Source organism: Streptomyces sp. NPDC002817, from assembly GCF_053592055.1.
Genome location: NZ_JBSFUY010000002.1, coordinates 59,403 through 70,933 on the forward strand (window position 1 = coordinate 59,403; position 11,531 = coordinate 70,933).

The 11,531-nt window shown below is 69.7% G+C and carries 16 protein-coding genes; 14 read left to right on the plus strand and 2 right to left on the minus strand.

All coding sequences use genetic code 11. The annotated features are described in order from the left end of the window. The first annotated feature begins 31 nt into the window (after positions 1–31). From ACWD3I_RS03240 to ACWD3I_RS03270, 7 genes are all read left to right on the plus strand, one after another. Positions 32–907: an alpha/beta hydrolase gene (locus tag ACWD3I_RS03240; RefSeq protein ID WP_365410585.1), complete on the plus strand. Its 876-nt coding sequence runs from the start codon at positions 32–34 to the stop codon at positions 905–907. 37 nt (positions 908–944) lie between these two features. Next, positions 945–1,199, plus strand: a complete 255-nt coding sequence (locus ACWD3I_RS03245) for a MoaD/ThiS family protein (RefSeq protein ID WP_046258723.1) — start codon at positions 945–947, stop codon at positions 1,197–1,199. Between the two features lie 2 nt (positions 1,200–1,201). Further along, positions 1,202–2,266: a hypothetical protein gene (locus ACWD3I_RS03250; protein WP_365410588.1), complete on the plus strand. Its 1,065-nt coding sequence runs from the start codon at positions 1,202–1,204 to the stop codon at positions 2,264–2,266. 109 nt (positions 2,267–2,375) lie between these two features. Next, positions 2,376–3,104: an LmeA family phospholipid-binding protein gene (locus ACWD3I_RS03255; RefSeq protein WP_365410591.1), complete on the plus strand. Its 729-nt coding sequence runs from the start codon at positions 2,376–2,378 to the stop codon at positions 3,102–3,104. A 401-nt stretch (positions 3,105–3,505) separates the two neighbouring features. After that, entirely contained in the window at positions 3,506–4,345 is an 840-nt protein-coding gene (locus ACWD3I_RS03260; RefSeq protein WP_266890565.1) for a sulfurtransferase, read from the plus strand. Positions 4,346–4,406: 61 nt separating this feature from the next. Further along, positions 4,407–4,694: a DUF1416 domain-containing protein gene (locus ACWD3I_RS03265; RefSeq protein WP_266825316.1), complete on the plus strand. Its 288-nt coding sequence runs from the start codon at positions 4,407–4,409 to the stop codon at positions 4,692–4,694. An 80-nt stretch (positions 4,695–4,774) separates the two neighbouring features. Further along, positions 4,775–5,035, plus strand: a complete 261-nt coding sequence (locus ACWD3I_RS03270; protein WP_046258727.1) for a DUF3099 domain-containing protein — start codon at positions 4,775–4,777, stop codon at positions 5,033–5,035. A 51-nt stretch (positions 5,036–5,086) separates the two neighbouring features. On the opposite strand, the gene ACWD3I_RS03275 is transcribed toward ACWD3I_RS03270, so the two are convergent. Then, positions 5,087–5,449: a DsrE family protein gene (locus ACWD3I_RS03275; protein ID WP_365410597.1), complete on the minus strand. Its 363-nt coding sequence runs from the start codon at positions 5,447–5,449 to the stop codon at positions 5,087–5,089. 115 nt (positions 5,450–5,564) lie between these two features. Here ACWD3I_RS03275 and ACWD3I_RS03280 point away from each other — a divergent pair, with 115 nt between their 5' ends. The 6 genes from ACWD3I_RS03280 to ygfZ all read left to right on the plus strand — a co-directional run bounded on the left by ACWD3I_RS03280 (position 5,565) and on the right by ygfZ (position 10,283). Then, positions 5,565–6,311: a hypothetical protein gene (locus ACWD3I_RS03280; RefSeq protein WP_365410600.1), complete on the plus strand. Its 747-nt coding sequence runs from the start codon at positions 5,565–5,567 to the stop codon at positions 6,309–6,311. Continuing rightward, positions 6,308–7,138, plus strand: a complete 831-nt coding sequence (locus tag ACWD3I_RS03285; RefSeq protein ID WP_365410603.1) for a hypothetical protein — start codon at positions 6,308–6,310, stop codon at positions 7,136–7,138. The genes ACWD3I_RS03280 and ACWD3I_RS03285 overlap by 4 nt, the downstream gene beginning before the upstream one ends. Next, positions 7,135–8,061: a hypothetical protein gene (locus ACWD3I_RS03290; protein ID WP_365410606.1), complete on the plus strand. Its 927-nt coding sequence runs from the start codon at positions 7,135–7,137 to the stop codon at positions 8,059–8,061. The genes ACWD3I_RS03285 and ACWD3I_RS03290 overlap by 4 nt, the downstream gene beginning before the upstream one ends. Before the next feature lie 216 nt (positions 8,062–8,277). Beyond that, the gene (locus ACWD3I_RS03295; RefSeq protein WP_266890580.1) at positions 8,278–8,853 is read left to right on the plus strand and encodes an FABP family protein; all 576 of its coding nucleotides are present in this window, start codon (positions 8,278–8,280) and stop codon (positions 8,851–8,853) included. 16 nt (positions 8,854–8,869) lie between these two features. After that, positions 8,870–9,307, plus strand: coding sequence for a Fur family transcriptional regulator (locus ACWD3I_RS03300; RefSeq protein ID WP_046258734.1), 438 nt, complete (start codon positions 8,870–8,872; stop codon positions 9,305–9,307). Positions 9,308–9,317: 10 nt separating this feature from the next. Beyond that, positions 9,318–10,283 (plus strand): CAF17-like 4Fe-4S cluster assembly/insertion protein YgfZ, encoded by a 966-nt coding sequence (ygfZ, locus tag ACWD3I_RS03305; RefSeq protein WP_365410610.1) that lies wholly within the window; start codon positions 9,318–9,320, stop codon positions 10,281–10,283. A gap of 48 nt (positions 10,284–10,331) precedes the next feature. Here ygfZ and dtd read toward each other — a convergent pair whose 3' ends face one another. Continuing rightward, positions 10,332–10,757, minus strand: coding sequence for a D-aminoacyl-tRNA deacylase (gene dtd, locus ACWD3I_RS03310; RefSeq protein ID WP_046258736.1), 426 nt, complete (start codon positions 10,755–10,757; stop codon positions 10,332–10,334). Between the two features lie 159 nt (positions 10,758–10,916). On the opposite strand from dtd, the gene ACWD3I_RS03315 reads away from it, so the two are divergent. Further along, positions 10,917–11,489: an RsiG family protein gene (locus ACWD3I_RS03315; protein ID WP_365410613.1), complete on the plus strand. Its 573-nt coding sequence runs from the start codon at positions 10,917–10,919 to the stop codon at positions 11,487–11,489. Positions 11,490–11,531: the final 42 nt, after the last annotated feature.

Sequence of the window (11,531 nt, forward strand, 5' to 3'; positions counted from 1 at the left end):
CCCGAGTCCTCTGTTGAGGAGAATAGCCCACATGCGCATTGATCCGGCAGGTCGTGTGGTGCGATCCACCCCGATTCCGCACTCTGAGACGAACAGAGGCACACCTATACGGACGTTTCTGCACACCGCCGACGGTGTGACGATCGATTCCGTATACGATCCGCCGGCCGTTGTATACGACGCCTCCGCTTCATCCGCGCGTGGTCTCGTGTTCGTCGTCGCGCACGGTTTCACCGGCGACGCGGATCGTCCTCATGTTCGCCGGGTGGTGAAGACGTTCACGCAGTACGGGGCCGTCGTCACCTTCTCCTTCCGCGGGCACGGGGCCTCCGGTGGACGCTCGACGGTGGGGGACCGCGAGGTGCTCGATCTGGCGGCCGCGGTGGAGTGGGCCCGGTCGCTCGGGCACACGCGCGTGGTGACCGTCGGCTTCTCCATGGGCGGTTCTGTGGTGCTGCGGCACGCGGCCCTGTACCGACCGGACGGTGACTCGGGGCGCGAGGGGCGCACGGAAGCGCACTCGGACGCGGTGGTCTCGGTGAGTGCTCCGGCTCGCTGGTACTACCGCGGCACGGCCCCTATGCGCAGGGTCCACTGGCTGATAACCCGCCCCGAGGGCCGTCTGGTGGGCCGCTACGGCCTGCGGACGCGGATCCACCACCGGGAGTGGGACCCGGTCCCGCTGTCCCCGGTGGAAGCCGTCCCGAGGATCGCCCCCACTCCTCTCCTCGTCGTCCACGGCGACCGCGACGGCTACTTCCCCCTCGACCACCCCCGCATGCTCGCCGCGGCCGCCGGTGACCACGGCGAACTCTGGCTGGAGCCCGGCATGGGCCATGCCGAGAACGCGGCCCCCGACGAGCTGCTGGGGCGCATCGGGGACTGGGCCGTCGCACAGGGCGGCTAGCCTGACCGTGTACACAGCCGATTGATTGAGGAACCGGATGCCCAAGGTCACGGTCCGCTACTGGGCCGCCGCCAAGTCCGCGGCCGGCGTCGCCGAGGAGGCGTACGACGCGGACACGCTCGCCGAGGCGCTCGACGCGGTGCGCGGGCGACACCCCGGCGAACTCACGCGCGTCCTGCAGCGATGCTCGTTCCTCATCGACGGTGACCCCGTGGGCACCCGCGGACATGAGACGGTACGGCTGGCCGACGGCGGCACGGTCGAGGTGCTCCCGCCGTTCGCAGGAGGGTGACGATGACCGACCAGCCGTATGAGGGGCAGCAGCAGTACCAGCAGGGGTACGACCCGTACTGGCAGCAGCCCCAGCAGCAGCAGTCCTGGCCCGGACAGCAGCAGGGCTACGAGGATCCGCAGGCCGCCCGGCAGTACACCCAGCAGTGGCAGGGTCAGACCTGGGAGACACAGGTCCAGGCCCCGGTCGCGCCGGCCGCGGACACGTCGTACCTGCCGCAGCAGGCGTACGCCGAGCCGCCGGCCCCCGTGGCGCCCGCTGCGCAGGCTCCCGCCACCGCCGACTACGGCCCCGCCAGCCTCGGCGGCAACGCCCGCATCACCGACGCCCAGCGCGCCCGGCTCGAGGGCCGCTCCCCGGTCATCGAACCCGGCATGCAGCCCGCCGCGCTCACCGCGCTGCTCGGTCTGCTCCTCGCCGGCACGGCGGCCGTCGGGTCGTACGCCCTGCTCGTCCCGCTCGTCGCCCTGCAGGCCGTGACGGCGGCCGGCTGGTTCCGGCTGAACGGCATGTGGCCCGCCCGGCAGGGCATCGCGCTGGCGTTCCTGGGCGCGCTGGTCGCGGACGTGGCGCTGCTGGCGTCCGACCACGCGCCGTCCGCGATCCTCGGGACGCTGGGCGTCTGGGTGCTGCTCTCCCTGGTGCTCCAGCTGCGCTCGCACGCCGACCCCGACACCCGGATGTACGGCCTGATGGCCACCGTCGCCTCGGCGGCCCTGGCGATCATCGCGTCCGGCTACCTCGCGGCCGCCGCGGACGCGGTGACGGTCGGCGCGGCCTCGGTCGCGGTCGCCGTCCTGGCCCGTGCGCTGCCGCTGCCGACGCCGGCCTCCGTGGTGGTCTCGCTGCTCGCCGCGGCGGGCGCGGGCATCGCGGTCGGCGGGATGACGGACCTGGGCTCGGAGGGTGCGCTGCTGGGCGTGGGCGCGGGGGCGTGCGCGCTGATCGGCCACCGGGTCGCGAGCTACGACTACCCGTCCCGCTTCGTGCACTTCACGGCGGGCGTGGCCCTGCCGCTGGCCGCCGCGGCACCGGCGGTGTACCTGCTGGGGCGGGCGCTCGGGTAAAGCCCTGGACTGCCTTGTCACAGGTGATCGACAAACTCCTGGTCGGCGCCCCGGCCGGAGTTACGGTGACACCCGGACGTAGACCGCCTAGGTGGGGGAACACCAAAGAATGCGCGCACTGCGAATACTTCTGATCGTCGTCGTCATTCTGGGCGGCCTCTTCGTGATCGCCGACCGTGTCGCGGTCCACTTCGCGGAGGGCGAGGTCGCGGACAAGCTGAGAACCACCGAGAACCTCTCCTCCACCCCCGATGTGTCCATCAAGGGCTTCCCGTTCCTCACCCAGGTCGTCTCCGGCGAGCTCGACGACACCGAGGTCGGCATCAAGGACTACGAGGCCGCCGCAGGCACCACGGGCGACAAGATCCGCATCGACGACATCAAGGCGAACTTCAAGGGCGTCGCCTTCTCGGGCGACTACAGCTCCGCCACCGCCGCCACCGCGAACGGCACCGCGAGCATCTCCTACGACGAGCTGCTCAAGGCCGCCAAGTCCGAACCGACGGAGATCTTCACCGGGGTGACGGCCGAGGTCGTCGGTCTCTCCGACGGCGGCAACGGCAAGATCAAGGTGAACGTCAAGGTCAGGGCCCTGGGCAAGTCGACGACGTACCCGGTGCTCAGCACGGTCACCGTCGACGGCGACACCGTGAAGGTGCACGCGGACAACCTGCCGAACATGGTCGTCGAGGTCGCGGAGGGCAAGGTCCGCTCGATCACCGACTTCGAGCAGAAGATCGACGACCTGCCCGGCGGCGTGCAGCTCGACAAGGTCGAGGCCGCGCAGAACGGCGTAGAGGTGACGGTGAAGGGTTCGAACGTCGAGCTGGCCGGGTAGGACGGCGTTCGGCGGACAGGAACCGTCCGAGGAGCGAGACGGGCCGTCCGCACCGCAGATGTGACGACGGCCACCGGCGCCCGAAACCCGTGCGAGCACGGCCCGGGCGCTGCTCGGATCCCACATCCCGGACGATCGCGTCTCAAAATACGACACGCCGGTGACACGCCAGGCTGTCCGTCCCTACGATCGACGCATGAAGCGACAGGCGGATCTCACGAAGCGGCGGGCAGTGGACCTGTGCCGCGTTGCCGCCATGCTCTGTCGCACCTTCTGAGCGGAAGCTCCGTCCTTCCGCATCCCCCGCCCTGATTCCAGGGCATCCGTGCGCCGCGCCCGCACCGGGCCACGCACCCTCGCACTCGCACGCCCCGCCGTAACTGCCCCGGAGGAGAAAGAGCATGAGCCGCAGCGACGTCCTGGTCGACGCCGACTGGGTCGAGGCCAACCTCGACAACGCCGACATCGCGATCGTGGAGGTGGACGAAGACACGTCCGCCTACGAGAAGAACCACATCAAGAACGCGATCCGGATCGACTGGACGAAGGACCTGCAGGACCCGGTCCGCCGTGACTTCATCGACCAGGAGGGCTTCGAGAAGCTCCTCTCGGCGAAGGGCATCGCCAACGACACGCTGGTGATCCTCTACGGCGGCAACAACAACTGGTTCGCCTCGTACGCCTACTGGTACTTCAAGCTGTACGGCCACGACAGCGTCAAGCTGCTCGACGGCGGCCGCAAGAAGTGGGAGCTGGACGCCCGCGAGCTGGTCGAGGAGGTCCCGGAGCGGGCCGCCACCGACTACAAGGCCAAGGCCCAGAACACCGCGATCCGCGCCTTCCGCGACGACGTGGTGGCGGCGATCGGTTCGCAGAACCTGGTCGACGTCCGGTCGCCCGACGAGTTCAGCGGCAAGCTGCTCGCCCCGGCGCACCTTCCGCAGGAGCAGTCGCAGCGTCCGGGCCACGTCCCGTCCGCCCGCAACATCCCGTGGTCGAAGAACGCCAACGACGACGGCACCTTCAAGTCGGACGACGAGCTCAAGGAGCTCTACGCCGAGGAGCAGGTGGACCTGGCGAAGGACACCATCGCCTACTGCCGCATCGGTGAGCGCTCGGCTCTCACCTGGTTCGTGCTGCACGAGCTGCTGGGCGTGGAGAACGTCAAGAACTACGACGGCTCCTGGACCGAGTACGGCAGCCTGGTCGGCGTTCCGATCGAGCTCGGCGCCAACAAGTAAGCAGAGACCCCGCTCATCCCGACCGGCCTTCCTTCCGGTCAGACCCCTCTTGGAGAAAGACATGTGTGGAGCGAAGGCCGGCGGCCCGGACGCCTCGACGATCAAGCCCGGTGAGACCACGATCCAGGGCCAGGTGACCCGCGACGGCGAGCCGGTGGTGGGCTACGTCCGCCTCCTGGACTCGACCGGCGAGTTCACCGCCGAGGTCCCGACCTCGGCGACGGGCCAGTTCCGCTTCTACGCGGCCGAGGGCACCTGGACCCTCCGCGCCCTGGTCCCCGGCGGCACCGCCGACCGCACGGTCGTCGCCCAGCAGGGCGGCCTCGCGGAGGTCGCGATCGCGGTCTGAACCGCCGAGACCGACCGAAGGGCCGCACCCCGTCGGGTGCGGCCCTTCGGCATGTCCGGGTACGGGCCTACGCTGGACTCATGCTGGCGCGACGACGTCATGTCTACTTCGCCATGATGGGCACGTGCATCGGGCTCTTTGTCCTGGCCTGGTCAGTCGTGCGCCTCTGGTCGGTTCCGGTGGCCGTCGGCATGTGCGTGGTCGCCATGCTGATTCCCCCGGTCGCCGCGATGGTCGCCAACCGGCGTGGTCCAGACGACCGTTGGTGGGACGACCCGTCCGGTGACCCCAAGTCGGACGACTGGTGGGACGAGCTGGACGGGAAGAAGCGGCCGCGGTAGGAGGCTTTGCGCCCCGGCGGGCCATCCGTTCCGTCGGTGGGTCCGGGCGGCTCAGTAGACCAGCGCCTGTGTCCCGTCCCCCAGCGCCTCCTGCACGAACACCTGCGCCCCCGCGATCCGTACGCCCTCGATGACGTCCTTCTCCGCGATGTCCCGACGGGCCGCGCACTGGGTGCACAACGTCAGCGTGCCGCCGGCCAGGATCGAGTCGATCAGGTCGGGGAGCGGGGCCGCGTGCGGCAGTTCGAACTCGGCGGCGCGGCCCGGCAGCGCGAACCACGCGGACTCCCCGGTCAGCCACAGGGAGACCTCCACCCCGCTGGCCACGGCCACCGCCGCCACCGTGAACGCCTGCGAGCAGCGCTCGGGGGCATCGGCCCCCGCCGTCACCTTGATCACGAGCTTCTTCGCCATGCCTGAATCGTAATCATCTCGCCTACAACCCAGGTCATCGGCAGTGAGTCTCCTGTGCGCGCATACGGAATGCGCACTTCACGTTCTGTGGGGGGACGTCTTGGAAGTACCTGAAGTGCATGAAATACCGGTACAGGCGGAGGCGCCCGAAGCGCCCCGTCCGCGCCGGCGCGGACGCACCACACTCCTCATCGCCGCGGCCGCCGTCCTCGGCACGGTCGCCGGCACCTGCACCGGTTTCCTCGTCCAGGCCGACCGCGAGCCCACCCGGCTGCCGTCGCTGTCCCAGCCTGCCGTGAAGCAGGCCAAGGGCGAGGTCGAGCCGTTGTCCGCGGCGCAGGACCGTCGGGTGAAGACGGACGGAGACCTGCGCAAGCTGCTGCTGAAGAAGCCGAGTGGCGCGAAGAAGGCCGACTGGCTGGACGACAGCGACAACTGGATGGACCTGGCGTCCTACGCCGGCGCCTTCGAGAAGCCGGGCCGCGCCTTCGACGACCTCGTCAACGAGGAGTTCCGCCGCGCGGCCGTCACCGGCTGGGAGCACGGCAACCTCTCGGTGACGATCCGCCTGGTCCAGTACCGGCAGGAGGAGTACACCGCGGCCGCCGACGCCGCGGACGACGGCCAGTACTGGGCGGACAAGGACGACTCCACCGACAGCTGGGTCGTCCCGGGCACCGAGGACGGGATGGCGTACGTCCACCACGAGGCCGAGACCGAGCCGGGCTACCTGCCGCTCTACAGCGCGGAGGCGCACGCCTGGCGCGGTGACATCGCCGTGGAGGTCTGGATCTACGACACCAAGCCGATCACCAAGAAGAAGATCATGGACCTGGCCGAGCGGCAGATGGAGCGGCTGTGACGGAGAACCAGAACGAGCCGATCGGCGAGGCCGAGGTGGAGGCCGAATTCGGGGTCGTCGAGTCCGCCGTACCCGCCAGGAAGCCCGTCCGCCGTGGTCGTATCGCCGCGATCACCGGGTCCCTGCTACTGACCGGTGCCGTCGTGGCCGGCGTCGGCTACACCGTCGTGACCGTGGACGGCGCCGACCGCGACGCCGGTGCCCCGGTCTGGAAGTTCCCGAAGGCCGTGGCCGACGAGAAGAAGGCGGTCGCGGCCGAAGGGCTGGCCGGTGTGCTCGTGCCGTACGGGTTCGACGGCTGGAATCGGGGACCGGACCTCGCCGAGTTCGGCTCCGACGTCGAGCTCAGCGGCACCCAGGCGACCGCCCTGCGCAAGGAGTCGTTGAGCGGCCTGCCGCGCACCCAGCGCCGACAGCTGGAGAAGGAGATGGACAAGCGGCGCATCATGGGCATGGTGATGCGCAGCTACGTCAGCATGACCGGCAGCGGCTTCACCGGGCCGGGTGTCACCACGGTCAGCATCACGCTGTCCCGGATGGAGAAGCGGGCCGCCGCCAAGGACAGCTCGACGTCCCAGAACGCCTTCCTCGACGCCCTGGACATCTTCCGCAAGGGCCCGGAGATCAAGGGCTTCAAGAACGCCGAGTGCTTCCTGCCGCCCAAGGACGCGGACGAGGACCTCGACATGATGTTCTGCTCCGCCTACCAGGGCGACATCCTGATCAGCGCCACCGCCGACGGCGCCAAGCCATTCGACACCAAGACGATCGCGAAGCTTCTCGCCGAGCAGCTCGACCGCATCGCAGAGCCGGGGGAGGCGGTATGACCGAGCAGACCGAGCAGACCGAGCAGACCGAGCAGACCGAGCAGACCGGGCAGGCCGGGCAGGCCGAGCAGACCGGGCAGTCGGAACCGACCGAGCAGCACCTCGCGGTGCCGCCCGTGCCCGAGGCGCCTCCGCAGCCCGTGGCCCCGGCGGCACCCAAGGACCGCCGGGTCCTCCGTGCCGTCCTGCGCTGGACCGCCGCCGTCGTGGTCTTCGCCGTCGCCGGTGCGGGGACGGCGTACGGCATCACCCGCATGGAGCGGACGGACGTACCCGGACTCGCCACCGAGTCGGACGGGCGCTGGGAGTACCCGGAGATCGTCAAGCCGCCGCTGCCCTCCGGCAGCCCGGGCCCCTTCGCCGAGGCGAACACGGCCGGCTCGCACTACGCCGACCTGCGGGGGCTCCTGCTGCCCGCACCCGAGGGCGCGAAGGCCGACAAGGCGCTGGACGGCAAGGACGGCTGGCTGGCGACGAAGGACTTCCTGGCGGTGTACGAGTCGAAGGAGGAGCGGGAGACGGTCGGGACCCTGCTGACCGACCGCGGGCTGCGGCACATCGCCGCCCGCGGCTGGACCACCACGGACGGCACACGTACCCGGATCTATCTGCTCCAGTTCGAGACGGCCGCGGTCGCCGAGGACCTGGAGCAGGACTACTTCTCCAGCGTCGTAGCGCCTCCGTACGCTCTGAAGGGCGCCGCGCAGAGCCTCATGGACGAGGACTTCCCGACGAAGGTCGTGGTGGAGGACGTACGGCGGTACCCGTACACCGAGACCAAGCCGTTCGGCGCCGAGCACGTCCGCCAGGCCTACCTCGTCTCCGGTGACGTCCTCGCGCTGGTCGTCCAGTCCAGGAAGGGCGGCGCCGCGGCCGTGCCGTTCCAGCAGACGGTGGTTCTACAGAGCCAGCTGCTCGGCTGAGGCGTACCTCGCAGAGAAGGCAGGGCCCCGGCCGACTAAGCTGGGGCCCGGCCTGTGTACCGCCCACCCTCGCTCACCGTAGGAGCACCACGTGCTTGAGGTTTTCTTCGAAGTCCTGCTCGCCCTGGTCTGCGTCGGCGTCCTCGCCTTCGCCGGGCTGACAGTGAAGAAGCTGTACCAGGGCCAGCGCTGACCCATACCTAGGAACCGCCTCTCATGATCGAGATCCCGTCCGACCTCCACAAGGAGCTCGTCCCGCTCGCCTTCCTGCTCGGCAACTGGGCCGGCGCGGGCGTGCACGACTTCCCCGGCTCCGAGAAGTGCAACTTCGGGCAGGAGGTCACCTTCTCGCACGACGGCCGGGACTTCCTGGAGTACCAGTCCCACACCTGGGTCCTGGACAACGACGGGAACAAGGTCCGTCCGCTGGAGTCCGAGCACGGCTTCTGGCGCATCGACGCCGACCGCAAGGTCGAGATCACGATGGTCCGTGACGACGGCGTCGTGGAGATCTGGTACGGCGAGCTGGCGAAGCAGAAGCCGCAGATCGACCTGGTCACGGACGCGGTCGCGCGTACGGCGGCCTCGGGCCCGTACACCGGCGGCAAGCGTCTCTACGGCTACGTCAAGAGCGACCTCATGTGGGTCGGCGAGAAGCAGACCCCCGAGGTCGAGCTGCGCCCCTACATGTCCGCGCACCTGAAGAAGGTCGTCACCCCGGAGGACGTCGAGCGCTGGGCCAAGGCCCTCCCCGACGACATGCCGGACGACGGCATCGCCTTCTTCAAGTAGGCCTAGACTCGTCGGTGTGGTGAGCACCGACTGGAAGAGTGATCTGCGGCAGCGCGGTTACCGGCTGACCCCGCAACGGCAGCTTGTGCTCGAAGCCGTGGACACCCTTGAGCACGCGACCCCCGACGACATCCTCACGGAAGTGAAGAAGACGGCGTCGGGGGTCAACATTTCCACGGTCTACCGGACCCTGGAGCTCCTGGAGGAGCTCGGTCTGGTCAGCCATGCCCATCTGGGGCACGGGGCACCGACGTACCATCTCGCGGACCGCCACCACCACATCCACCTGGTCTGCCGCGACTGCCAGAACGTCATCGAGGCGGATATCGCGGTGGCGGCGGAGTTCACCGCGAAGCTGCGCTCGACCTTCGGGTTCGAGACGGACATGAAGCACTTCGCGATCTTCGGCCGGTGCAAGGACTGTTCCCTCAAGGCTTCAACTACCGAGTCGTAGGCTTAGGCATATGAAGAGCCCTCTGCTGTCCCTGCCCGGCGCCGTCCCCGCCGAGGGCGTGGACGAAGGCGTCGCCGCCCACTACGGCGACCTGTTCCGCGAACAGCGCGCCCTCGCCGAGGGCACCGGATTCGTCGACCTCTCCCACCGCGGTGTCCTCACCGTCACCGGCGAGGACCGGCTGAGCTGGCTGCACCTGCTGCTCACGCAACACGTCTCCGAGCTGACCGTGGGCGAGGCCACCGAGGCGCTGGTCCTGTCCGCCAACGGCCACATCGAGCACGCGCTGTACCTGGTGGACGACGGTGTGACGGTCTGGATCCACGTGGAACCCGACACCCAGGAAGCGCTGCTCGCCTACCTGGAGTCGATGAAGTTCTTCTACCGGGTCGAGGCCGCCGACCGCACGGCCGACTTCGCGGTCGTCCATCTGCCGGCGGGTTCGATCGCCCCGGTACCGGTGGGCGTCGTCGTCCGCGAGACGGCGCACGGCCGTGATCTGTTCCTCCCGCGCGCGGACCTGGAGTCGTACGCCGAGCAGGCGGGCCCGGCAGCGGGCCTCCTGGCCTACGAGGCGCTGCGCGTCGAGCACCACCGTCCCCGCCTCGGCTTCGAGACCGACCACCGCACCATTCCGCACGAGCTGGGCTGGATCGGCACGGCGGTGCACCTGCAGAAGGGCTGCTACCGAGGCCAGGAGACGGTCGCCCGCGTCCAGAACCTGGGCAAGCCCCCGCGCCGCCTCGTCTTCCTCCACCTCGACGGCAGCGAGGTCCACCTGCCGCCGGCCGGCACCCAGCTCCACCTCGCGGACGACGGCCCCGACGGCCGCAAGATCGGCTTCATCACGACGTCCGTACGCCACCACGAACTCGGCCCGGTCGCCCTCGCTCTGGTGAAGCGGAACGTGCCGCTGGACGCGCGCCTGGTGGCGGACACGACGGCGGCGGCGCAGGAGGTCGTGGTCGAGCCCTGAGGGGCTGAGGGCCTAGATCTCCACGAGCACCTAGATCCCCACGAGTACCTAGATCTCCACGAGCACGGTGAAGGGACCGTCGTTCGTCAGCGACACCCGCATCTGCGCGCCGAACCGTCCCGTCGCGACCGTCGCGCCCAGGGCGCGGAGTTGGGCCACGACCTCGTCGACGAGCGGCTCGGCCACGTCGCCGGGCGCCGCGGCGTTCCAGGTGGGGCGGCGGCCCTTCCTCGCGTCCCCGTACAGCGTGAACTGGCTGATCACGAGGAGCGGGGCGTCGATGTCGCTGCAGGACTTCTCGTCGGGCAGCATGCGGATCGACCAGAGTTTGCGGGCGAGTTGGGCGGCCTTCTCCTTGGTGTCCTCGTGGGTGACCCCCACGAGGACACAGAGCCCTTCGCCGACGATCTCCCCGACGGTCTCACCCTCGACGACGACGCTCGCGCCGTCGACTCTCTGAACCACTGCACGCATAGGACCATCATGCCGCGCGGGCCGCAGTGACCTTTCCTCGGGCTTCTTTTTGATCGATAACCCCCCATCTGGGGCCGATCGGGGGCACTCGGTCACATAGCGGCCACTTGGGGTGGCACGATGCTCACACACGCCCGGTCGAGGGGACGGTTGAGGCACATGAGCACACCGAGCATCGGACAGCCGCCCGGGGCTGTTGTCCGGCCGCCCGCGCAGCGTACGGAGGAGCCGTGGCTGCCCGTGGACCCGTCCGAGCACGACCTGACCCCGCTGAGCCTGCCCGAGCTGCGCACCCTGCGCCGGGACGCCCAGCGCGACGAGGCGGACCTCAGCTATGTACGGCGGCTGCTGCAGGGCCGTATCGACATCCTGCGCGCGGAGTTGGCACGCCGCTCGCCGGCGGGGGAGGGCTCGGTGGTGGAACGCCTCTCCGAGATCCTCGCGGACGCCCCGGCCCGCCAACGCTCCTCGGCCCGCCACGTGACCCTGGGCACGCCCCACAGCGAGGAGTACCGCCGCCTGGCCGCCGAGATGCTCGCCGAGGTCGAACTCTCGGACCTCCGGGCCCGCACCGACCTCGAACTGAACGCCGCGATGGCCCGCCTCGTCCGCTACGAGCAGCAGGTCTCCCGCCGCCGCCAGCGCCTCCAGCGCACGGCGGACGACTGCAGCGCGGAAATCGCCCGACGGTACCGGGAGGGCGAGGCGCAGGTGGACGACCTGTTGGTGTGAGGAGGGCGTGCCAGGACGAGGCCGGTCCGTGTCTTTCAGCCC